17 protein-coding genes are annotated in these 23,213 nt (G+C 53.9%); 12 read left to right on the forward strand and 5 right to left on the reverse strand.

Annotation, left to right across the window (positions count from 1 at the left end; genetic code table 11):
• Positions 1 to 179: 179 nt before the first annotated feature.
• From WD071_RS13440 to WD071_RS13450, 3 genes are read left to right on the forward strand one after another with little or no spacing between them, the layout of a single operon-like run.
• Positions 180 to 2,561: a carboxypeptidase regulatory-like domain-containing protein gene (locus WD071_RS13440; RefSeq protein ID WP_368048901.1), complete on the forward strand. Its 2,382-nt coding sequence runs from the start codon at positions 180 to 182 to the stop codon at positions 2,559 to 2,561.
• Between the two features lie 53 nt (positions 2,562 to 2,614).
• Positions 2,615 to 3,295 (forward strand): response regulator transcription factor, encoded by a 681-nt coding sequence (locus tag WD071_RS13445; RefSeq protein WP_368048917.1) that lies wholly within the window; start codon positions 2,615 to 2,617, stop codon positions 3,293 to 3,295.
• Entirely contained in the window at positions 3,295 to 4,548 is a 1,254-nt protein-coding gene (locus WD071_RS13450) for a sensor histidine kinase (RefSeq protein WP_368048902.1), read from the forward strand. The genes WD071_RS13445 and WD071_RS13450 overlap by 1 nt, the downstream gene beginning before the upstream one ends.
• 44 nt (positions 4,549 to 4,592) lie before the next feature.
• Here WD071_RS13450 and WD071_RS13455 read toward each other — a convergent pair whose 3' ends face one another.
• Together WD071_RS13455 and WD071_RS13460 are read right to left on the reverse strand one after the other, a co-directional pair.
• A complete protein-coding gene (locus tag WD071_RS13455) occupies positions 4,593 to 5,921 on the reverse strand; it encodes a spinster family MFS transporter (protein WP_368048903.1) in 1,329 nt (442 codons plus the stop codon).
• A gap of 168 nt (positions 5,922 to 6,089) precedes the next feature.
• Complete coding sequence (locus tag WD071_RS13460) at positions 6,090 to 6,893, reverse strand: transcriptional regulator (RefSeq protein WP_368048904.1); 804 nt, start codon at positions 6,891 to 6,893, stop codon at positions 6,090 to 6,092.
• 195 nt (positions 6,894 to 7,088) lie between these two features.
• On the opposite strand from WD071_RS13460, the gene WD071_RS13465 reads away from it, so the two are divergent.
• Complete coding sequence (locus tag WD071_RS13465) at positions 7,089 to 7,634, forward strand: DUF4329 domain-containing protein (RefSeq protein ID WP_368048905.1); 546 nt, start codon at positions 7,089 to 7,091, stop codon at positions 7,632 to 7,634.
• Between the two features lie 27 nt (positions 7,635 to 7,661).
• On the opposite strand, the gene WD071_RS13470 is transcribed toward WD071_RS13465, so the two are convergent.
• Positions 7,662 to 9,041, reverse strand: coding sequence for a PAS domain-containing sensor histidine kinase (locus WD071_RS13470; RefSeq protein ID WP_368048906.1), 1,380 nt, complete (start codon positions 9,039 to 9,041; stop codon positions 7,662 to 7,664).
• Positions 9,016 to 10,398 (reverse strand): sigma-54-dependent transcriptional regulator, encoded by a 1,383-nt coding sequence (locus WD071_RS13475; RefSeq protein WP_368048907.1) that lies wholly within the window; start codon positions 10,396 to 10,398, stop codon positions 9,016 to 9,018. Before WD071_RS13475 ends, WD071_RS13470 begins: the two co-directional genes overlap by 26 nt.
• A 310-nt stretch (positions 10,399 to 10,708) precedes the next feature.
• Here WD071_RS13475 and WD071_RS13480 point away from each other — a divergent pair, with 310 nt between their 5' ends.
• The 8 genes from WD071_RS13480 (at position 10,709) to WD071_RS13515 (ending at position 21,900) form a co-directional block, all read left to right on the forward strand.
• Positions 10,709 to 11,389, forward strand: a complete 681-nt coding sequence (locus WD071_RS13480; RefSeq protein ID WP_368048908.1) for an ABC transporter ATP-binding protein — start codon at positions 10,709 to 10,711, stop codon at positions 11,387 to 11,389.
• A gap of 15 nt (positions 11,390 to 11,404) precedes the next feature.
• A complete protein-coding gene (locus WD071_RS13485; protein WP_368048909.1) occupies positions 11,405 to 13,828 on the forward strand; it encodes an FtsX-like permease family protein in 2,424 nt (807 codons plus the stop codon).
• Positions 13,829 to 13,843: 15 nt separating this feature from the next.
• The gene (locus tag WD071_RS13490; RefSeq protein WP_368048910.1) at positions 13,844 to 15,097 is read left to right on the forward strand and encodes an efflux RND transporter periplasmic adaptor subunit; all 1,254 of its coding nucleotides are present in this window, start codon (positions 13,844 to 13,846) and stop codon (positions 15,095 to 15,097) included.
• Positions 15,098 to 15,119: 22 nt separating this feature from the next.
• On the forward strand, positions 15,120 to 17,564 hold the full coding sequence (locus WD071_RS13495; RefSeq protein ID WP_368048911.1) for an FtsX-like permease family protein: 2,445 nt from the start codon (positions 15,120 to 15,122) through the stop codon (positions 17,562 to 17,564).
• Between the two features lie 490 nt (positions 17,565 to 18,054).
• Complete coding sequence (locus tag WD071_RS13500; protein ID WP_368048912.1) at positions 18,055 to 19,608, forward strand: Fic family protein; 1,554 nt, start codon at positions 18,055 to 18,057, stop codon at positions 19,606 to 19,608.
• A gap of 70 nt (positions 19,609 to 19,678) precedes the next feature.
• The gene (locus tag WD071_RS13505; protein ID WP_368048913.1) at positions 19,679 to 19,849 is read left to right on the forward strand and encodes a hypothetical protein; all 171 of its coding nucleotides are present in this window, start codon (positions 19,679 to 19,681) and stop codon (positions 19,847 to 19,849) included.
• Between the two features lie 8 nt (positions 19,850 to 19,857).
• Positions 19,858 to 20,691, forward strand: coding sequence for a 5-bromo-4-chloroindolyl phosphate hydrolysis family protein (locus WD071_RS13510; protein WP_368048914.1), 834 nt, complete (start codon positions 19,858 to 19,860; stop codon positions 20,689 to 20,691).
• 12 nt (positions 20,692 to 20,703) lie between these two features.
• A complete protein-coding gene (locus tag WD071_RS13515; RefSeq protein ID WP_368048915.1) occupies positions 20,704 to 21,900 on the forward strand; it encodes a toxic anion resistance protein in 1,197 nt (398 codons plus the stop codon).
• Positions 21,901 to 22,127: 227 nt separating this feature from the next.
• Here WD071_RS13515 and WD071_RS13520 read toward each other — a convergent pair whose 3' ends face one another.
• Entirely contained in the window at positions 22,128 to 22,811 is a 684-nt protein-coding gene (locus WD071_RS13520) for a hypothetical protein (protein WP_368048916.1), read from the reverse strand.
• Between the last annotated feature and the right edge of the window lie 402 nt (positions 22,812 to 23,213).

Genomic DNA, 23,213 nt, shown 5'->3' on the forward strand with positions numbered 1-23,213 from the left:
GGGGTCCTGTAGTTATGATGGCAGAGATCAATAGTATCGAAATTCTCTACTTATAACTGCCCCGGATTTTAGGGGAATACAGAACATTCACATTTCAGCGACGTTTCAGTCACATTAGTGCTGATAACCTCCCAGCGGTTCATCAAATAAATATGGCCGATTCTCGGAGGGGTAACACTATGGGCAGGCATTTGAGACAGGTATCGTGGTTGACGCTATTGGCGCTCCTGATGGGTTTTCCACTTTTTGCCCACGCTGCCGAGGCGCCTGGCGCGCTGACTGTCGTTGTGACAGACCAGGCTGACCGACCACTCTCGACCGCGCAGATCACGATTACGGAACGTGAAACCAGTGTCACGCGATCCGTCGAAACTGACCCACAGGGTCGCATCGTCGTTGACCAGCTCGACCCTGGACTCTACTCAGTGAACGTCGCCAAAGGCGGCTTCGCTACCTCGTATGAGCCAAGCATACGCGTGGCTACGCGCAAAAATGTCCAGATCGAATTCGAACTCAGGCAGCAGGCAATTGAGGAGATGGTAGTTCGAGCACGGCAAGCCGATAGATTTGCGTCCGCCTCCAGCACCTATCTCGACAGAGAAGCATTGCGAAGTGCTGTTGGCGGTGGCGCAGATCCGCTCCTCTCGCTCGACGGTTTACCTGGCCTGGCAGCCACCGGTGAATTCGCGAGCTTCAGCGTCAGGGGCCGTGGCCCAAGAGATAACCTGTTATTTGTTGATGACTTTCCCTTTGATAAAGTGGTGCACTTTGATGCCACACTGGGTGAAGACGAAGATGTTGGTGGCGGCGGCCGTTTCTCTGTTTTCGCACCAAACGTTGTCAGTGGCGCCGAGTTCTCACCGGGTGGATGGGGGGCGGCTTATGGCGGCCGGGCGGCATCGCTACTCAAACTGGAAGTTGCCGATGGCAATCCAAGTCCTTCGGCAAGTCTGCGCCTTGACCTTGCCGGTTATGAAGTTGGTTACGACGGCCCTGCAGGTATCACTGAAGACTCTACGTTGCTCGTTTCTGCCCGGCGACTGGACTTTGGCTCGTTTTTCGAGACGATCGAAGAACTGGACATTGGCGAGCCTGTCTTAAGAGACATCATCGTGAAGTCGGTCATCCCCATCAACCAGAACAACACGTTCGAAATTCTTCTGATGGATACACACGAGGACTATACGCGCGACGTAACTCACGTAAGCGAGTCGCCCAACTTCGAAGATGCTGCGCTACAGGATGCTGAGCAGGATAGTGATTTGTACGGTCTGACATTGCGATCATTGGTCGGTGACGAAGCAGTGTGGACCAACAAGCTTTACTACCGCACCAGCGACAAGATCAGTTCAGAGGGCGAAGCATTTCCTGATCTTGTACCCGAGGGATCGCCTGCGTCCAGCTTCCCGGTGCGGGAGGACATTATTACCGTCGGTGAAGACGAGACAGAGATCGGCTGGCGCAGCGATTTCGAGACAGTGAATCAATGGGGCGTGTTCGGTGCCGGCATTAGGGCAACGCAAATTGAACTGGACTATGAAACTGTCCTGGACGGCGACTGGAACCAGTTTATCTACGACGACGATGACTTTAGAGAAGACCCCGATCAACGTTATATTGTGTTGACTCCCGACGACATCAACTCTTCACTCAATCAGAAAGAAACGAACTTTGCCGGTTACGTGGATCAGGTTTTTGAGCGCGGTGACTGGGATATTCGCACCGGCCTGCGATTCGAACGGGACGGTTTTGCGGACGAGAGCGTCGTGTCGCCCAGATTCAGTGTCAATTGGCGGCCGAGTAGAACGTTCAGGTATTTTGCAACCGCAGGACTTTTTCACCAGTCGCCACGGTATTTACAGCTTGCCGCTAACCAGTCGAACAAACTCAAAACCGAAGAAATCATGCACAGTAGTGTCGGCTTTGAATATTTCCCGAACAGCAGCTGGTCGGTGTTGACTGAAGCTTATTATCAGAATCTGGACAAGCTGGTGGTCGATCTTGATCGGGCAAACGGAACATTCGCAAATATTGGTGATGGCACTTCGTATGGTGCTGATATCGTCGTCAACGGTACGATTCGCGAAGGCATTTACACAACAGCCACCTATTCTTACAACGATGCCGTGGTCGACCGAAAGGACGGACGTGGTGATGTGGCCGCCGAATTCAGCCGCGATCATGTCGCCACCCTCGGCCTGACCTGGGAAATCAGCGACCGCTGGAAGGTCGCCGGACGCTATAAGTATCTTTCCGGCAGACCAGACGACCGCTTTATTATACACTCAGACGTACTGGGAGCCGGACAACCTCTACGCTACTCGAAAGAGATCACAGAGCGCAATGTCGGCCGCAAAAGCAGTTACAGCCTGGTGAACGTTCGCGTAGACTATCGGCGCGCATTTGGTCCCATCGATGTCACAGCCTTTCTCGATGTCATCAACGCAACAGCAGCCTCGTCGAGCGACGACAACGAGTTTGACTATCGCCGAGGTGTTGAAGTGCAAGATGAAAGCGAAGCCGAGCCGCTGATCGGCCTGCGTCTGGACTATGCTTGGTAACCCGGCCTGGTAAGGGAGAACAGCAGATGGTAAACCCGCTTGGTGTGGCGCCGATCAGAGTGTTGATCGTCGAAGACAACCGCGACATTTGCGGGAACATTGCCACGTATCTGGAAAAGTACAGCTATGTTCTGGATTTTGCCTACGATGGTATCAGCGCGATGCACCTGGTGTTGTCGAATACCTACGACGTTATTGTTCTGGACCTGATGCTTCCGAGGATGGGTGGCCTGAGCGTCTGCGAAAAGCTACGAGCAGACGCTGACGTAGAAACCCCCGTGCTTATGCTGACAGCGAGAGACACGCTTGAGGATAAACTTGCTGGATTTGAGGCAGGCGCCGATGACTATCTGGTCAAACCATTCGCATTACAGGAGCTGGATGCACGACTTCAGGCACTGTACAAACGTAACCACAGGAAAGCTGAGAAACTGTTGACTGTTGGTGACCTGACCTTGAACAGGTCCACGTTGCAAGCGCATCGCGCGGGTAGACGTATCGATCTAACGCCTGCCGGCAGGCGACTACTGCAACGATTGATGGAAGAATCGCCGTGTGTTGTCGCTCGTGATGATCTCGAAACCCTGTTGTGGGCTGACGAACGTCCCGATGGCGACGCGCTTCGCTCGCACCTGTACAGGTTGCGCCAGGCGATCGACGAGCCATTCGATAGCCCATTGATTCATACGGTGCACCGCATCGGGTACCGAATCGCAGCAGAGGATTCTCAGTGATGTACCGGCACAGTTTGCGCAAGCGCGTCGCCATTGCATTTGCGGTCTGTGTTGCCACGCTCAGCGTGGCCTGGGGGCTCGCTTTCTTCGCTGCGATCAGGTTGAGCGAAGACCGTGCGCTGGTGAATCAGCTACAGCTTGCCGCCGAAAGCTACCCCTCTCTGCCAATGAATATACGTGGATACGATGAGGCTCGTAGCCTGCCGGAGTCACTCAGGGAATGGGGACAGACAAACCCCGGTGAGGGATTGTACGAGTTCAGTGCCGAGGAGTTTCATGTCGCGGTGCTATCTATCGACAATGAAAAGCTGGCTACCGACAATGAACAGCAACACGCATTTGTGGTTTTCGACGTTGCCGGCATTGAGGCTGCGTCATCAGAGGATTGGTGGTGGTTGCTCTTTATCACCGGTGTGGTGGGTACGCTCGGTGCTCTTGGTTTCGGGCTGGGGGTTATTGTGATGCGGAGAGCAGTCGCCCCGGTCACACAACTCGCCCAGATGGTCGCCGACATCGATCTGGAACATCTAACAGTCGGAGATCACAAACGCATAGAGTCCAGTCGGTTCGGCGATGATGAGGTTGGTATGCTTGCCGGGACGATTGAAAAGACGCTTGAGCGTATCAGCGCATTTGTTGTGAGAGAGCGAGACTTTACCAGTTCAGCCAGTCATGAGTTACGGACGCCGATCACGGTCATAACAGGCGCGCTTGAGCTGCTGGAACAAAGCGATCTGTCAGCGGCCGATGTAAAGGTAGTCGATCGCGTGAGACGGGCCACGCTCGACATGAAAACCACGATTGAAATGTTTTTGTGCCTTGCTCGCGAATCGGATAACGGACTATATGACGAGCAGTTTTTAGTGATGCCGTTGGTGAGCCGGGCGATAGACCAGCAGCGCTACCTGCTGAGCGGCAAGTGCATCGATGTTGTTTTGCACGATCTAGCAAAACCCAGGATCTGCGGACATCCCCCGGCCTTTGCTGTTGTAGTAAATAATCTGGTGCGAAATGCGTTCGAGCACACTCTCGAGGGTCAGGGACCGATCACGATTCTCATCAAAGAGCACGAACTATTAGTCGCCAATCAGGTGAGCAGTATCACTGATGAAGGGCAACTGCCGACTGATGCCTCGTCGTTTAACGGGTATGGCCTGGGTCTGGGTATCGTGCAACGGTTGTGTGAGCGCAATGGCTGGTCGTTTTCGTTGCACGTTGATGGGACGCGTGTAACCGCTCGCCTCTCCTGGTGACGTCTCGCGCAGGAGAGGCTTGAAATGGCCTGAATCGAAAAAAATCAGTCCGGGGCAGCCAAAAGGTCCGCACGCAAATTTTTTGACGCCAGATAAAAATGGCAAGACGACCAGAACAGTACCGTCGGTATTAATGCGACCATGGCATAACGCAGCGACTCGTTACCCAGTGTCGGCAACAGGTAGTCACTCAGCATGCCGACTGACCAGGGGCCAAGACCGAGACCAATAATATTGAGTATCAGGAACAAAATCGCAGAGGCGGTGGCGCGCATGCGTTGCCCAACCAGGGCGTGCGAGGTAGCGATGGTAGTGCCAAGATAAACGTTAAACAGCAAACCTGGTATAAAGGCAAGAATCAATGCCGTGTATTGGCTTGATGTCAAATAGACCGCCAGCGTAAAAGGCAAACTGATAAAGCCCGCGATGGCAGGCAGCCACATATACCAGCGCTTGTCGCGCGGCGCCAGTTTGTCCGCAAGGATACCGCCAGCAAAAACGCCTATTGCACCAAACAGCCCGGTCGACAGGGCCAGCCAGGTGCCGAGTTCACCGGTTGTCATGCCGTGACTGCGGATAAAAAAGGACGCCAGCCAATTCAGTGTGCCGTAGGCGGCAAATGCATTGAGCCCAGCTGCCAGCGCCATATGACGGAATGATTTTCTGCTCCACAGTAGTGCCAATACCTGCTTAAAAGGCACCAATGCTTCGGGGGCCTGTTTGTTTTCATTCAGCCCACGGATCGGCTCGGCTAACGTTTTCCGAATCAGCAATGCGATCAGGATGCCGGGTAAGCCCACAACCACAAAGGCAACGCGCCAGCCAAAAAATTCATTAAGCCAGCCGCCAAACAAGAATCCAAACAGGATACCGATGTTGACACCTGTCGAGTAAATTGACAGCGCAGTCGCTCTTTTCTCCGGCGGGTATATGTCTGACACAATCGAGTGAGAGGGTGGGCTGCCGCCCGCTTCGCCGACCCCTACGCCGATACGCGCCAGCAACAGCTGAAGATAGTTCTGCACAAAGCCACTGATGGCGGTCATAAAGCTCCACACACCGATGGCCAGGGCAACAATATTCCGCCGGTTGCCACGATCGGCCCAGCGCGCGATGGGTATGCCTGCAGTGACATAAAACATGGCAAACGCAAATCCGGTCAACAAACCCAATTGGCTGTCTGAAAGCGACAGTTCCAGTTTGATGGACTCCTGTAGGATGGATAATAATTGCCGGTCGATAAAATTGAAGCTGTAAACAACGGTGAGTACGCCGAGCGCGTAATTCCTGGCGCGGGCGGTTGAATAGGGGTTAAAGACGGGCGGTGGCGTATGCGGTTCTTTTTCTTGTTTGCTTTCGCTTGTGTCAGTCATTTGCTGTTCCCGGTGTAGTTGCTGTTGCTAAACCGAACACCACCCATGAGCCAGTGGGCATCGTTACTGCATTAGATGATGGTTTTAGAGCAAATACGTAGGAAAAGCAAAAGAAAATTCGCGGTGACACCGCCTTATCTAACCAAATTCCGATGGCTGAAATCAGTCTTAGTCAATAATATCTAATACCTGCCGTAATAAGTTTACCACCTGAGTCGTTTGGGTTAACTGCAGATCTAACACGGTTGCCGGTCTGGTATCTGTTCTGGCGTCAGGCGGGGGATTGGGGGCACTATCGGTTTGGATCAGCAATGCAAGCAACAGGAAGATCATTATGATATATCCAGTCGCTGCTGCTCCCCGGTGAGCAATGCGCCCGGCCAGCCTGAAGCCGGCGGGTAAAGCCAGAGTCGGACGCCTACGGGTTGCAGCGTTGTCAATTAAATACTGTTTCGCCTCGTGATGTTGCGACGTTCCCGGCGTAGTTTCTATCGGCACCGCCTTCATCAGCAGTCGATAGCCCTTCCTTGGGATGGTGCCTACATACCGCCTGGGTCGCCCCACATCACCGAGCAAGGTACGCAGTTCAGATACAGCGCGAGTCACCACCTCTTCATTGACCACTACATCCGCCCACACTGACTCCAGTAGCACTTCACGGGGGACCAGGCACCCTTCGGCCTTGATCAGACACATAAGTACTTCCATCACCTTTGGTTCCACGTGTACCGCATGTCCGTCGGTCACCAGGATGCCGTTGTCCGGCCACACCCGCCAGGCGCCCAACGCGTAACCATCGCCAGTGAATTGCATTTCTGTTTCTTGAATGGTCATCGCGATTTTTTCACCTACTTCCTTGAGTGCCGTAATGGCTGCTATTGATTCGAAACTTAACTTTACAGTCCCGCATGTATCTCCATAACTTTCTTGGCTTTTGCAGATTTGCAGAATTTGTGCCAAGAACCAATCCATGTGGGAACAGGCACTTACGGTAGGTAGTCAAGCCGGGCAGTGGTGACAGAAGCCAGTTTTTGGCCAAAAAAGCCAATCAATGAGTCTCCGAAGATTTCACGAGATTGCCCGAATAATTCGGCCGTATGTTTAAGTTTTTGCGCAGGTCTTGTGTGCTGGTGCACGAGATCCTTCTGTCAAAAGGAGGATCTCAAAATGCTAGACAGACACTTCGTTGCACTCATAGCCCTGACTTTACTGGCCGCCGTTGCTACTGCGCGCTCTGCCGAAGCCGACACAGTGCACTCAGCGACTTTTGGCTCGGTAAGTGATGCCGTGCTGAATGCCAGCAGGAGCTACAATCCAATGTCCGTGCGAGAGGATCGGGAATTTATGGGAGGCATCTTCCGGCAGACCATCAACGGTGAAATACTTTTCGGGTATACCGTCAGTGGCGGCACCCCCAGCCGAGACCGAATCACTGTTCGTATTCGACTTCCGCAGGGCGGCCAGTTAGTTGCCATATGGCACACACACGGTTCGGTGCACTGGCGCCGCAGCTATTTCTCCTCGACCGACACACGACTCGCGGAAACCACCGGGGTGCCGATATTTCTCGCTACGGGGCAAGGAGAGTTGCGGGTTTTCAAGCCGGGGGATCCAATTATGGGTCGTCCGCACGCCAGGCGAATGGGTCTCGGAGACTCGTCAGGAGTGGCAAGTGGTAAACTACTTCGCAGCGACATCCCAGTCAGTCTCTGAACTAGCTGCCGATGCATAGTCCGTCACTTATGCCAGCGGGCATATGGTCCAGGACGACGAGCCCGACCTATTCCGCTCAAAGACCAATAAGAACGAACTGCCTTCCCCCACTTCGCTGCGGACAGTCAGCGCTGCATGATTCAGCTGAGCCAGCTGCCGGGACAGACTCAACCCAACGCCAGACCCGGTTTCCTTAGTAGTAAAGAAAGGAGTAAAAATATCATCCAATTGTTTCTCAGGTATGCCGCTCCCGGTATCAGTGACCGATATAACTGGCCGGCGCCGACTGTCTACATAAGCTTTCAGACGAATGTGGCGCGACGGTTGCTCGATGACGGCGTCCACCGCGTTAGCAAGCAGGTTGAGCAGAATCTGTTCGACCTGGTGACGGTCGGCAATTATCGTCATGCTGGGTGGGTTGACATCAATAGACAAAGTGCAGCCATGGCTCGACAGACGATCCTCGATCAAAAGAGTGATTCGATCGAATAGATCGGCCATGTTTATCTCAGTAGGAACAGGTGCAGGCAGGTTACTAAGGGAGCGGTACGACTCTACAAAGCGCAGCAGGCCCTGACTACGCGAAGCAATGGATCGGATACCTCTGCCCATATCGGTGTCGTGATCATCCTGTAGATTTTTTTCCAGATGGCTGCTAAGTGACACGATGGGTGTCATGGAGTTCATGATTTCGTGAGTCAGTACTTTGATCAATTTGTGCCAACTGGCAATCTCAGTTTCATCAATTGCTGCCTGGATATTCTGGATCGACACCAGCTTGTGCGGATTCCCCAGCAGCTTGAAGTCTCTGGCGGATAGCAGCAGTTGCATGGTCTCTGTACCGATCACGACTTTCAATAACTGGCTTTTCCCCGGATTTAGGGATCGCATTGCCTCTCCCAAAAGAAGGCAGGCGGCGTCTATCTGATGCATATTAATCAGTAACGAGACCTGCAGCAGCTCCTTGGCAGAGCGGTTGGCAATCACGACTTTGCCAGCTTCATCAAAACACAGCAGTGCTGTATCCACATGCTCAACGACCCGATCCAGATATTCATGCTGGGCGGATTTTTCTGCCTTTAATTGTTTGTACTTGTCGATCAGAGTTTTCTGCGCGGCGAGAAAGTCGGCCGTAGCGTCATCAGCGCCGTGCAACAATGTTGTGGTGGAGAAATCATTGTGGGCAATATTACGGATGAACTGGGCAAAGCTTTTTTGTTGTTTATTCACCTGCCGAATCATGCGCATTGCGATGAGGATTGTTGTACCGAGCAATAGTATTACTGCGCCAGACCAGGCGCCGACAAGGATCAGATAGCTGCTCGCAAACGCGCACGCCAGCAACAAGCCTATGTTGAGCACGGTTTGGTAACGGTGTCCTTTAAACCTGGTCGTTAACGATGCCATATTTCTCCAGCTTGCGGTACAGCGTGGTTCTGCCCAGCCCCACTGCTTTGGCAACCTGCGTCAGGTTACCGCGATATTGTTGCATGGCTCGCAGTATTGTTTTGTGCTCCAGCGACTCCAGGTTCAGATCCTCAGGTACCGGCGCTATCTGTAGTGCGCCGGTCAGGAAATTCTCCAGGCTAAGCTCGCTGCGCACCGCCACAATGATGGCGCGTTCGGTGGCATGTTTGAGTTCGCGGATATTGCCCGGCCAGCGATACGCCATTAATTGCTTGAGCGCAGCGGACGAAAGGTGTGTATCGGGCTTGCCATACTTGTGGCCGTAGACGGCTTGAAAATGACGGAGCAGCAATGGAATGTCTTCCTGCCGCTCGCGAAGTGGCGGCAACGTTACTTCCACAGTGTTAATTCGGTACAACAAATCCTGTCGAAATCGAGACGGGTCGGCCAGTTGTTCGCTTGTTATATTGGTGGCGCAGACCAACCGGATGTCGATGGCAACGGGCCGGGTACCACCGACACGCGTGATGCGTCGCGACTCCAGCGCGCGCAGCAATTTAGCCTGAATATCCAGACTCAAGTTGCCGATCTCGTCCAGAAACAAGGTGCCGTCCGAGGCGAGTTCAAACTTGCCGGGTTTATCGCTGCGTGCATCGGTAAACGCACCTTTGACATGGCCAAACATTTCAGACTCGAACAGGGAGGGCGACAGAGAGCCTGCATCCACCGATACCAACGGACCCTCTGCGCGTTGTGAGCGGCGATGGATCTCCTGGGCAATCAGCTCTTTGCCGGTGCCGTTTTCTCCAGTGATCAGCACATTGGCATCAGTCGGCGCAACGCGGTCGATCAGGTCGAGCACCGCTTTAAAATTTGCTGACTGGCCGACCAGCTCTGATGCCTTGTGCGTGGCACTGTCCATTGCCCGGCGTGTGTTGCGCAACTTGTCGATTTCACGTTCGGACTGGCCCAGCCTGGCGCAGGCGCTGACTGTGGCTATAAGTTTTTCGTTGAGCCAGGGCTTCTGCACAAAATCAGCGGCGCCCAGTTTGACGGCTTTCACTGCCAGATCTACTTCACCGTAGGCGGTGCACATGACCACCTGGATTCGGGGATCAAACTGCTTGATGTAGTCCAGCCAGTATAAACCTTCATCACCGCCGACCAGTCCGCGTGTAAAATTCATGTCCAGCAGCACCACATCCGGATTAAAGGTCGGCAGTTCCGTTTCCAGCTGGGCGGGGTTGGCCAGGCAACGAACGTCGGGAAACGCCGCCTTCAGGATGATCTGAGCGCTGAGTAATACGTCCTGGTCATCATCGACTACCAGAATGCGTTGTGGGTTCAGGTCTGACACGGGCTGAGTACGTCCTCACCGGGTAGAAGCGGTTGATTTGTTTCAAAGTAGAACAAAAGAGTGGGGCAAGTCCAGTATTTGCGAGGGTAAGCCGGTTGCAAGGGGAGCATCGTTATTTGTCTTTTTAGGGTTAACGCCCCTAAAGTGTTTCATAACGGGGCAATTGCGTTGTGCCATGATGAAACAGTTGTAGTTTTCTGTAGACACGGAAACAGCTTAACAATTTGAAAATAAACAACTTATGTATCTGGCGCAGAACTTGCTGCGCAAAGGCTATATGATGCGAAAGCCGGTACCAAAGGAATAATAAATGATTATAAAAACGGAAAACCTCAGCAAACTGTTCCGCACTGATGAAGTGGAAACCACGGCGCTGGAAGCAGTGGAGTTCGGCGTCAGTGAAGGTGAGTTCACCTCCATTATGGGTCCGTCGGGCTGTGGCAAGTCCACCTTGCTGCATATTCTGGGATTGATCGATAACCCGGACGGTGGTGCTTACTGGTTCATGGGTGAGGATGTTGCCGGTTACTCTGAGCGCAAACGTTCAGCCCTTCGCAAACACAACATCGGTTTTGTCTTCCAGAGCTTCAACCTGATCGATGAGCTCAATGTCTACGAGAACGTCGAACTACCTTTGATCTACACCAAGACACCCGCGGCAGAGCGCAAGAAAAAGGTGGAATTTGTGTTGGAGAAAATGAACATGGCGCATCGCCTCAAACATTTTCCCCGGCAACTATCTGGCGGGCAACAACAGCGGGTCGCTGTTGCCAGGGCCATCGTCAACACCCCCAAACTGATACTGGCCGACGAACCGACGGGCAACCTGGACAGCGAACATGGCGCTGAAGTCATGGGCCTGCTCAGCGCGTTGAATGCGGAAGGCACGACCATCGTCATGGTGACGCATTCACCGGAAGACGCCTCCGTGGGCAGCCGAATCATCCGTATGCTGGACGGCCGTATCGTCAGCGAATCAGCCACGATCTAAGAGGCGGGCGTTGTTATGTTGACTCATCTCAAACTGATGTTACGCAGCCTGAAGCGTGAACGATTTTATGCGGCGATTAACGTGGCCGGACTGTCGGTCGCCATCGTCGCCTGCCTGTTGATTAGTCTGCATGTGTATCAGTCGCTGACTTACGACCAGCACACTGAGCGCCATAAAAAAATATACCGGGCCACAATAGATCTGATCAATCAGGGCGGCACCAATACCTTTGCCCTGATGTCCGATGCTATTGCGCCAACCCTCGCATTGCAAAACCCCGATATCGAAGCCTTTGTCCGGTTTAAGGGGTTGCCTGATAATTCGCTGCTGACCGTTAATGACGAAGTCTTTTATCAGGAGGCGCTGTACGGAACGGATACCAACATCTTCGAGGTGTTTGGCCATCGTGCCATTTACGGTGATACACAAACCGCACTGACAGATCCGAACTCCATGGCTGTCAGCGAGCACTTTAACCAGATGCACTTCAGCGGTGACAACTCCGTTGGGGAGATTGTGAGCGTCAACGGCAACGATTATCGCATCTCTCTGGTGTTCGAAGATGTACCAGGGAATTCCCACTTGAAGTATGACGTGCTGGTGCCCATCCACGGCCCTGGCTTCGCGCGGTCACCAACCGATCCGGTGATGGCGCTGTTTACGGTTAACAGCTATACCTATTTTGTGTTGCCGGAAAATTACGACCTGGCGCGATTCTCGTCTTTTTTTGATGCCTTCTGGCAGGAAACAACCGGTGATGTACTGCGTGGTAGTGGTATCAACAGCGCGATGGCAATTACGCCAATTGCCGATGTACATTTTGGACATGCTGTAGAATTTGATCAGCCTGTTGGCAACTTGCTGATGGTGTATGCCTATGCCGTGATTGGTGTGCTTATTCTGCTGGTTGCGATCGTTAATTATATAAATCTTGCGACTGCCCGGGCAACGCGCCGTTTCAAGGAAGTCGGCGTGCGGCGGTTGTTGGGCGCCCGGCGCAGTGCATTGATTGCACAGTTTCTGCTGGAGTCCGTGTTTCTGGCTGTGCTTGCCGCGCTCATCGCCCTGCTTGTTATTGCGGTCATGGTGCAGACCGGCGCGCCTGCTTTGTTGCTCAGTGAGCTGAATCTCGCCATCTACCGTTCGCCGCTGATGTTGAGTGCGGTGTTGTTCGCAGCCTTGGTGTTGGGTGTTTTGGCAGGGCTTTATCCGGCGGCCTGGATTGCCATGCAGTCGGTATCACCACACGCCAGCGCGGCGCAAAGCAGTGTGCGTGAACCCCTGCTGCGCAGAGCGCTTATTGTGTTTCAGTTTGCCGTCACCATCTCGGTCATCGCCATCACCGTGCTTGTGCTGAGCCAGATGCATTTTATTGCCAATATGCCCCTCGGTTTTGAGAAAGAGAATCGCCTGGTGCTGACCGTCAAGGGGGCGCAGGCCATTGCCAGGGTCCCCGCATTCGCCAACAGCCTCAGTCAACTGGCAGAGGTGCAGACGACAACGTTTTCTACCGCCGACCCAGCGGTGGGTTTTTCATCAGGAAACTGGCGAGTTGAGACTGAGCAAGGACAAATGGACTCCATGTTCCTGTCTTTCCAGAACGCGGGTGCAGATTACTTGCAGGCCATGGGCATGGAGCTGGTGGCCGGGCGCTCAATGAGCGCGGCGGATTCAGGCCGAACCGTGGTGGTAAACGAAACCCTGGTCCGAACCCTGGGATGGTCAAGCCCCGTCGGAATGCGCACCGGTATGCCAGGTGATATTGAAGGGTCGGAGACGGTCGTGGGCGTGGTCAGGGATTTTCACTTCGATGGTTTGCAGGTTCCAGTCAGTCCCCTGGTTATCCGCTTGTCCCGACCTGAGAACTACAGTGCGCTGGATCCCGAGGTGGCGTTTAATCAGGACGCGCGCGTGACGGTTGTACTGAGAGGCAGCGCCGATCAGCAAACATTGCAGGCGCTGGAATCTGTCTGGCGGCAGCACATGTCAGAGTTGCCGTTTTACTATCGGTACCTGGACGACATTGTCGAGTCCCGCTATATCAGCGAAAATAACATCATATCGGCGCTGGCCTATTCGTCCGGCGTATCCATCTTCATTTCCTGTCTGGGCCTGCTGGGCTTGACCGCATACACCACGGAACGTCGTACCCGTGAGATTGGCATCCGAAAAGTATTGGGCGCCAGCGCCAGTCAATTGCTGTCGACTCTGTTCAGAAACGTATTCTTCCTCGTGTTGATAGCGTCCGTTATTGCGTCGCTACTGTCCTACTACTGGATCAATTCATGGCTGGCCAACTTTGCCTATCGTGATGAAGTCAATCTGCTGGTGTTCCCAGCCGCAGCGCTGCTGACAATCGCGCTGGCCTTTATCACCATGACGGTACAAGCCTGGGGAACCATTCAACGTAATCCCGTTCATGCACTGCGTTATGAATAAGGGCGGGCTGAGCTGATGGATCGGGCAATCGAGAAAAAACCACGCCCGTGGTGGCAATGGGTGATTGCTGGCACAGTGGTCGTTGGTGTGGGGTGGGGGCTGCAATCAATGCTGCGTGATGCGTCGATTCGGACTTATCGGGTGCCGGCGGAGCAACTGATGATTTCGGAAGTGATAGTCGGTGCCTTTGAAGACGTCACGCCGGTACGCGGCTCTGTGCAGCCGTTGAACACGGTGTTCCTCGACGCCGTCGATGGCGGTGTGGTTGAAGCCATCCTGGTAGAAGAGGGCAGCTACGTTGAGAAAGGTCAGCCCCTGCTGCAGCTCAGCAACAGCGCCTTGCAACTGCAGGTGGCCAACAACGATACCCAGACCACGGAACAACTGAATAACTTGAAAAACATCAGCAACTCTCTGGAGACCACGCGTCTGCAAACAGAACGGCAACTGATCGATACGCGCTACCGCATCAAAGTGCTGGAGCGGCAACGCAAACAGCTTCAGCCACTGCGCGAACGCAATATGGTGTCTCAGGAAGAATACGATGCGGTTGTTGATGAGCTGGTGTATCTGCAAGAGGTCTATGACAACACGCTGGAGCGTCAGCAACTTGAAGAACAGATCCGCGTGGAGCGTATCACCCAGATCCAGGGACAGATGGACAAGCTGGAACAGAATTTGGAGCTGGCCATGAGCACCTTTGAAAACCTGCTGGTACGCGCCCCAGTGTCGGGTCAGCTAACATCTTTGCCGGTCCAGATTGGCGAAAACAAAAGTCGTGGCGAACGCCTTGGGCAGATCGATTCGGTTGACCAATACAAGATCGTGGCGCCCGTGGACGAGTTCTATGTCAGTCGTGTCAGCCCGGGTCAGGAAGTCAGATTCACCTTGTCAGGGCGAGAACGCGATGCTGTTGTGGCCAAGGTGTATCCAGAAATTACTCAGGGGACCTTCATGGTTGATCTGGAGTTCTCTGGAGAGCCACCCGACAACATACGCAGGGGACAGACTCTGCAAATGGAACTGACGCTGGGCGCATCCGTGGAAACCTTGATGGTACCGCTGGGCGGTTTTGTTCAGGATACGGGAGGCAACTGGGTGTTTTTGTTGAATGAGGACGGCACCCAGGCGACGCGGCGGGATATTGTCAGTGGCCGACGCAACAACCGGTATATGGAGGTTCGCGAGGGGTTAGCAGCTGGGGACAGAGTGATTACGTCAGGGTATGGGCGGATGGTTGAATACGACAGGGTAGAACTGTCGAGATAGTCAACGAAGGAGTGGTATCGCCATGTTTTTGAATTATTTGACCGTTTTGGCAAGAAGTATACTGAAGCACCCTACGCTTACGATAGCAAAAGTACTGAGTCTTATTCTGGGGCTCACGTGCGCCAGCTTGGTGGTTATGCATGCTCGCTACGCCTTCACCCATGATCAACATTTCCCCAATAGTGAAAATATCTATCGGTTAGTAACGAGCCTTACCAACACGGACCGTTTGGATTTCCCTTGGGCGGCCGACCCATATGGCCCACAGTTGGCGCTTGACTATCCCCAAATTGAACATATCGCGAAGCTAATGCCTGCCTCTGGAATATATTCAACCGGTGATCTGATTTCAGAAAATGCGCATTATGTTGTAGAGCCAGAAATCCTTGAGATATTCTCGCTGGATTTTATTGCTGGTAATGCTTCCACTGCACTCCTGGAACCCAATACCGTCGTATTGAACGAAACCGCATCACATAAATATTTTGGCAGCTCAGACTCTGTCGGCCAAACCCTTACTCTGAATAATGAACTGGACTTGCGAGTTAGCGCAGTTATTCGTGATCTGCCAGAAAACACGCATCTGGACTTTCCGATTCTTATTTCTGTAGATACCGCTCGCCAACTCTTTGGTGATGACTACATGAATAGCCCAGCGTGGCTGGGCTTTACATCACGGACGTATCTTTCCCTCCCTAATACCGCAGAGGCTCAAGCTATATCCGATGACCTGGATAACTTTGTCGTTCGAAATATACCGGAACAGTTGCGAAACCTTATCGAGCAGAACGATCTAACACTTTCGTTGGAGCCGCTGCATGATATCTACCTGTCTCCTAGAGAGGGCGTTTTCGGAGGCGGGATTGGCAGGGAAGGAATTCTTTATGGGCTTCTAGTGTTTGCCGGTGTTGCGCTTTTAAGTTCCTGCATAAACTACGTCAATTTATCAATCTCGCAGGCTCAGGCGCGCGCAAAAGAAATTGGGACTCGGAAAATATTTGGAGCCAGTCGCTCGCAATTGGCAACGCAATTGTTGATCGAGTCGGTTGGACTCGCCTTGTTGGCCATTTTGATCTCAATTCCAGTTATTGCTCTGGCGACACCCGTATATACAAATATCACTAATACACAGTTTAGCTTTTATAGTTTGTTTCAAGGCAGCACAGCTCTCTGGATTCTTGCGTTAGTAGTATTTACCGGTGTTTTTTCGGGATTGGTTCCTGCCATACTTTTGTCCCGACTTCCGCCCGCCACAACACTTGGCGCTTTCGGCGTAAAAGGTCCTATCAATTTTACGTTTTTGTCCTTTGTCTCCGGCATTCAATTCACACTGGCGATCACTTTAATTATTGTAGCTGTATGCATAAGTCGGCAAATCCTGTTTCTAACCGGATATGAGAGCGGATTTGAGAAGAGTAACCTTCTGGTGATGGATACCGGTGCCGATAATGCGGACTTAAACTATCAAGCGATGCTTGATGAGTTGAACTCCCATCCATCGGTTATGTCTTTGGCCACTTCCAGTTCTACTCCGCCTAGCCCGGGATCGTACAATGACGGCTGGCGTAAAGAAGGCGAAGCTAACGGCGATAGCCCTGCCAGCACCTCCTACGTTATCAGTCCTGAGTACGTCGATACTTATCAGTTTGAGTTGCTGGCTGGACGAGGTTTCTCGCCGGACTACGTCTCTGATTTTGTATCGGTACTGGAACAAGGGCCTGAGTCAGGCCGGGTGTATGGCGTGATAATTACCTCCGAAGTACTTCGCACTTATGGGTATACCTCAGCAGACGAGGCAATCGGAGACTATTTTTACTACGGAGATTTTCACCATAGAGTAATTGGCGTCGTTGACAGTTTCAGATTCTCAGGCGGCTTGGAAGACTCGACTCGCACTACAAAATATCTGCGGGGCAGCCTGGAACCAATGAGATACCTGAGTGTACGTATTGATCCGACCGATACAGAGGGAGTTTTGAGTCATATCGATTCTGTCTGGTCAAAATATTTGCCGGGCGTACCTGTTAATAGAACATTCTACGAGCAAACGTTTAACAACCTGATTCAGGAAGAAATAGGAGCGATGAATCTTGCGTCAATGGTCGCTGCCAGCCTTACATCAGCTATTGCTATATTAGGACTTTATGCGGGCATCGCTAACTTCATTCAAAGCAATTTGAAGGAGATTGGTATCAGGCGGGTATTAGGCGCCACATACCCACAGATTTTTCGTATGGTAAGCCAGCGGTTTTCTTTGCCAGTGATAATTGCCTGTCTAATTTCAATAGCAGCCGGCTTCTTTATAACGACATATTATCTATCCCTTTTTTCATCCCGTCCTAGCTCATTGACGGATGTCTTTGTAAGCGTACCGTTTGGAGCTGCTACATTGACGTTACTTCTAATAGGATTGTTTTGTCTTAGGGCGACAGCGATGGCGCCAAACAAACTCATTAGGTATGAGTAGCTTAATACGTAGGGGGCAAAAAATACAAATGGTGGAAATCGGTGAAAATTAATCTGTTACGGAGCTATCTGAGCACCGGGCTGCGAATATTGAGTAGTTTTTAGACGATAACCTATCAGGATCCACATAGCGCCAATATTCAAGGGTGAAGCTCAGGTGCCCTGGAAAGGCCCCACCTGGACTCGAACCAGGGACAAACGGATTATGAGTCAGATTATATCTATAACCCCCAGCAACGACCAAGGCGAGCTTATTCATTAACAAAGACCGACATATTTCGGTATTTACGAAGCTTATGCAGGTCAAGTCGACGATGACCTGCTATAGCTCATTGAAAACCTTCCCTTAGACCTGGCCTTTCAGGCATATACGTCATAAAAAAATCAAAATTCATAGAAATAGCATTGAGGAAACGTTTTTCAGCTGTTAGTATCAATTTTCAGAGAAAAATTAGTATTTAACCAAAATTCATAACGGGAAAGCGTTTTTCATGGCAAAAGCCCCGGAGGCTCAATTTTCAGGACCGGTTAACGTTTTTCAGGAAAAACGTTTACCAGAGATAGCCACGCCAGCGGGCTATGCCGCCCTGATTGACGCATACAATCTCTCTGTTCCCTTGCCGCGCACTCTTTTTGCAATCGGCGAGCGACACCGGATATTTGCTCGGGACGATTGGCGAATCATGACACCGCGCCATGCGCCGAAGTCGACTCTTGAGGGTCATCTGACGTTCGCCCTTAAATATGAGGGCCTTGATCTGGCCGTCCTGAAGCGGTTGTTCCTGGCAATCGGTTCCGAAACGCTTGAAGAAATTGTTCGCCAATCGCCTACGGGTGGCTACGCACGCCGTCTTTGGTTCCTCTATGAGTGGCTCACCGGCAAACAGCTTGACCTGCCGGACGCCGCCGCCGGCCGTTACGTGACGGTCATCGACCCTGGACTGCAATTTTCCGGAGAAGAACGAAACGAAGCGCGTTACCGGGTCAAGAACAACATGCCGGGAACACCGGATTTCTGTCCTCTGGTCTTTCGGACAGAAGCCTTGAAGCAATTTACCGAGCTTGATCTGGCTGAGAAAGCTCGCGCAGTAGTAGCTGACGTCCCTCGCGACATTCTTGCCCGCACAGCCGCTTTCCTGCTGCTGAAGGATTCGCGCTCAAGTTATGCCATTGAGGGTGAAAACCCACCGCAAGACCGCGTGCAGCGCTGGGGCCGGGCAATCGGCGAAGCCGGCCAGCGTCCGATTGATCTTGAGGAGCTCCAGCGCCTGCAGAATATAGTCATTGGCGACGCCCGTTTTGTGATGCTGGGCGTTCGTTGCGAGGGTGGTTTTGTCGGCGAGCATGACCGCATAACGCAAATGCCCCTTCCGGATCATATCAGCGCACGGCCTGAGGATCTCTATGACCTTATCGAAGGGATGAGCGCCTTCGATAGAGGACCGGCACAACATCAGGACGCTGTCATATCTGCCGCCGTACTGGCCTTTGGGTTTGTTTATATCCATCCGTTTGATGATGGCAATGGCCGTATACACCGCTACCTCATCCATCATGTGCTGGCTGAGGGTGGGTTTAATCCGCCCGGCGTTGTGTTTCCCGTTTCTGCAGCTATCCTGGAAAAAGTCGACTCGTACAGACTTGTGCTGGAAAGCTATTCAAAGCGGCTGCTTCCCCTTGTGACCTGGGAGCCCACGGATAGGTTCAATGTGCGGATCCTGAACGACACCGGCGATTTTTACAGATACTTTGATGCAACCTTGCATGCTGAGTTTCTTTACGCCTGTGTCCAGAAAACCATCGAGGAAGACCTTCCTCAAGAAACCGCCTTCCTCCGCCGCTTCGATGCCTTCCGACGTGATGTCGAAGCTTATATCGACATGCCCGAGCGGACTTTGGATCTGCTGTTCCGCTTTTTACAACAAAATGACGGAGCTCTCTCCAAAAGGGCGCGTGAAAAGGAGTTCGGCGCGCTCACCGATGCAGAGACCGCGCACATTGAGTCACTCTTCAAAAAGGCGTTTGCTGCGGGTTCAGTAGATTAAGCGCCGGGTATAGTTTTTCACCGGATCCTGCTGTCACGCAACTGGACAACGTCCTGGTTTGGAGATACCTTTGCGTTTCCTACACACATCATCATCAGAGGTACCGATGGCCCGACTCCCGCTCCGCTTCCTGGGATTGCTGCTGCTGACGGCCACCATCACCGTGGCGAGCTGCCAGGCGATGTTCTACGGGGCCGCGCTGCCGTCACTACCGGCGGTTCTGGAATTCGTGGAAGACTGAGCCAAGCCATGGACGAATTACTGCGCCAAAGCCGGGCCTGGGTACCGGTGTTGAAATCGGCGGCTCTGTTCCTGCTGCCGTTTCCGCTGTTGATCGCCTTCTTCGTGGCTCTCATCGGCGGCGAAATCGGTCGGCTTGCCGCCATCAGTGGAGCCATCTTCGCATTCTTCGGCGCAGGCGTGCTCACCTGGCGCGGCCTGGTCGCCCAGGCGCGCTTCTTTCTCGGTCAACAGCTCGATCCGCCGGCGGTGCCGCTGAAAACTGTGAGCGCGATCCTCACCGCGCTCGGCGCCGGCCTCGCCGCTGCCGCCGGCGGGCACGGTCCGGCCGGCGTCGGCGCCTTCGCTGCGCTGGCGGCGGTGGGCTACTTCTGCTTCTATGGCCGCGACCCCAAGCGCAAGCGCATCGACCTGCCGGAGGTGGCCGGGGTAGACCGCGACGCCGTCATCGTCCAGCTCAAGCAGGCCTACGGGCGGCTGCAGGGCATCGAGGCTGCCGCCCGGGCCATTGCCGTGCCGGAGTTCGTCGAGCGCTTGAAACGGATCATCGGCATCGGCAAGCAGATCCTCGCGGAAATCGAGCGGGATCCGCGCGACGCCGCCCGGGCGCGGCGGTTCCTGCACCTGTACCTCGACAGCGCCGAGAAGGTGACGGTGGAGTACGCGCGCACCCACCGCCAGATCCGAAGCCGCCCGCTCGAGAACAACTTCCGGCAACTGCTGGTCGACATGGAAAAGACTTTCGAGGCGCAGCACCAGAAGCTGCTGGAAAATGACGTGCTCACACTGGACGTCGAGATCGAGGTTTTGAACGCGCGGCTCAAGCGCGAAGGCATTAACTGAGGAGATCATGACATGAACGAACCGACGACCGGTGCAAGTGGGTCCAGTGCAAGTGGGTCCAGCGCAAGCGGCTCCAGTGCAAGCGCCCCCGGTGTAAGCGCAGGGCTGCCGCTGCCCGATACCGGGATCACGGCCTACCGCGCCGCCACGGGTCCGGAGCTTGCCAAGATCGAGCGCGCCCTGGCCGAGATCGACCTCAACGACAGCAACTCAATTCTGTTCTTCGGCACTGCCGCCCAGGGCGAAGTCACCACGGTGGCCGACGAGATGCTGGAGGGAGTGCGCAACAAGGACACCGGGCCGGCCGGTCAGGCGCTGAGCGAGATGGTGGCGACCTTGCGCGGATTTCCGGTGGCGGAGCTCGACCCAAAACGCAAGCGCGGCTTGCTGGCGCGGCTGCTCGGCAGAGCCCGGCCCATCGCCCGCATCCTGCAGCAGTACGAAGACGTGCGCGGCCACATCGACGCCATCAGCAATCGCCTCGACGACCACACCAGCGCGCTGATGAAGGACATCGGCATGCTCGATCGGCTCTACGACAAGACGCTGTCGTACTTCCAGATGCTGGCGGTGTACATCGCCGCGGGAGAGGAATCGCTGCGCCGCCTCGACGAAGAGACCCTGCCGGCTCTGGCCCGTGACGCCGAGAGCAGCGGCGAAATGCTGCAGGCCCAGTCGCTGCGCGATCTGCGCGCCAAGCGCGACGATCTGGAACGCCGCGTCCACGACCTGAAACTCACCCGCCAGGTGACCATGCAGAGCCTGCCGTCCATCCGCCTGGTACAGGAGAACGACAAAGCCCTGGTGAGCAAGATCGGCTCGACCATGGCCAACACCATTCCGCTGTGGCGCCAGCAGCTGGCCATGGCCGTGACCATCGCGCGCTCGATGGAGGCCGGTACCACCTTGAAGCAGGCCACCGACCTCACCAACGAGCTGCTGACGTCGAATGCCGAAGGGCTGCGAACCTCCAGTGAAGCCATTCGCACCCAGGTCGAGCGCGGCGTGGTCGACATCGAGTCAGTGAAGCAGGCCAACGACGCACTCATCGCCACCATCGACGACGCGCTGCGCATCGCCGACGAGGGCCGACGTCAGCGCGTCGAGGCGGAGAAGCAGTTGATCACGTGCGAGATCGAGTTGAAGCAGGCACTGCGGGCGGCCCAAGAACGCAGTACGCAGCCACGCAGCACGCCGGGGCCGGGCTGAGCGTCGCTGAGCACGCGGCTTGGCCGCGATGTCCACCACTACCAAACACCAAAGCCACTTTGGGTCTTGGTGAAAACAAGGGAGCGTCTGACATGGCCACTGCGCTATCAGCCGTCGTTTCTACAAAATGGCTTTGTTCCAAGATGGTAGAAGCTCTTTTGCCATTAGGGAGAACGAACTGATAATGTTTTTTTGCAGAAATGCTGAATGGGAAAATTCACGATTCATCACCTGACAACTTCGAAACGCTCCAACTCCCGGCGCGGCTCCTCCCATTCGGGTGCCAATTCCGATGCCCTGAGGTAGTCGAGATAGGCTTCGCGGAGTTGTTCCAGGTTTTCGTGGGCGATACCCCTGTTGAAATGAGCCCTCGCCAGCTCACGTACCGCCCTGGCCTCACTTGCCTGGCGCGACGCCGACGACTCGGTTGTTTCCCCCACGCGCCCCGGCCTGGGCTCAATACCTAGTTCAATAGCACGATCGAAGGCGCTGATGGCCTGTGCCCACTGTTCACGCAGGTTAAAGATATTACCTCGATTGATGTGTGCGAACGTCAGCGTGTCCTCTAGATGCACTGCCTCAGTGAAATCGGCCAGTGCATCATCAAAGTTGGCCGCCGCAAAGTGGAGTACACCACGATTGTTATAACTCGCTGCCCGATTCGCTGCTTCACCACCCTCCTGTACTGCCAGCGTACAGAGCTGTATGGGCGAAATGATTACTCGTGATCCGGTGATCGTAACCCCGGACGCCCCTTGCGGATTGCGTGCCGCCATGGAGCACTGCTCAGCATAACCGCCATCAATGATAGTGAGCGGAGAGACAGGCTGCGCATGTGTTGTCACACTGGCCAACACGGTCGACATAGCGCTGAAAAGGGTCAATACGCGTATCGAAAACGTTGTTTTCATGATGCCCTCCTGTCTGTGATGTGTCATTTACTTGACCACAATATATCTCGATCGCTTTCTACTTACTATACCTGCAGATACTGACAAGATAACGCCTGAACTGGCAAATTCCGGAAATTATGAGCGAGAGGGTTTTCGTCCCGAGGCCTCAGTCAATCGCGCCTGCACGTTTAACAGAAGCTTCTCAAAGGACATTGGACTGGCGAACAGGAACCCAGCCCCGTCCACCCCCAAGGAACGGACTATTTCCGGGACCAACGGATGCATAGTTCGTCATCTATACCACCCAAAAGCGGCCAAAATAGACGTAAGAAAATGAAAAACAAGGGAAAACAGTGGCGGGCCCACCTGGACTCGAACCAGGGACAAACGGATTATGAGTCAGAGCAGGTCGGCGCGGTA

Origin of the sequence: Pseudohongiella sp. (genome assembly GCF_040877505.1) — a bacterium.
Classification (GTDB): domain Bacteria; phylum Pseudomonadota; class Gammaproteobacteria; order Pseudomonadales; family Pseudohongiellaceae; genus Pseudohongiella.